Annotated in this window: 1 protein-coding gene; it reads right to left on the minus strand. The window is 69.5% G+C overall.

Annotated elements, in window-relative coordinates:
• The coding region (locus tag IVA75_RS27330; protein ID WP_247359535.1) for a DUF1522 domain-containing protein at nt 1–593 on the minus strand (593 nt) is incomplete at both ends.

Genomic DNA, 593 nt, shown 5'->3' on the forward strand with positions numbered 1-593 from the left:
GCCAGATCGATCGCGGACAAGAGATCGTTGACGGTCGCGGTGGCGAGATAGACGGTGGTGTTGCCGCTGCCGTCGGTGACGAGGTTGCCGCTGACGCCCGAACCGCTCGGAACGGCGGTCGACGCCGGAGCCGCGCCGCTGCGGAACGTGATGGTCTTGCCGTTCACGGTCACCGTGTCGCCATCGGCAGGCTGGGCGTTGCCGGCCAGGCCGGTCGCGGTCGTGCCGTTGGTGGCGATCAGGGTGATGGCGCCGGTCAGGGCCGTGGTGCCGTCACCGGCCGTCGCGCCCGTGCTTGCAAAGGAGCCGATGGTGGCGCCGAGCGTCGTGGTGCCGGTCGCCGCCGTGGTACCGCCGGCCGTGCCGTTATACACGACGTTGCTGCTCGCGGTCGCGCTGGCGAAGCTGGTCGTGCCGCGCAGGTCGGCCGATGTCGCACCGGCGATGGTGGTGGAGACGTTGGACTTGGTGGAGTAGCCGACGGTGGTCTGCAGCGCCTGGTTGGCGATCGACTTCGCAGAGTCGATCAGCTTCTGCAGCGAGGTGATGCCGGTGTTGGCGGCCTGCAGCACCTGCACGCCGTTGGCGATGCC

The organism is Bradyrhizobium sp. 134, from assembly GCF_023074155.1.
In the GTDB taxonomy this organism is placed as follows: domain Bacteria; phylum Pseudomonadota; class Alphaproteobacteria; order Rhizobiales; family Xanthobacteraceae; genus Bradyrhizobium.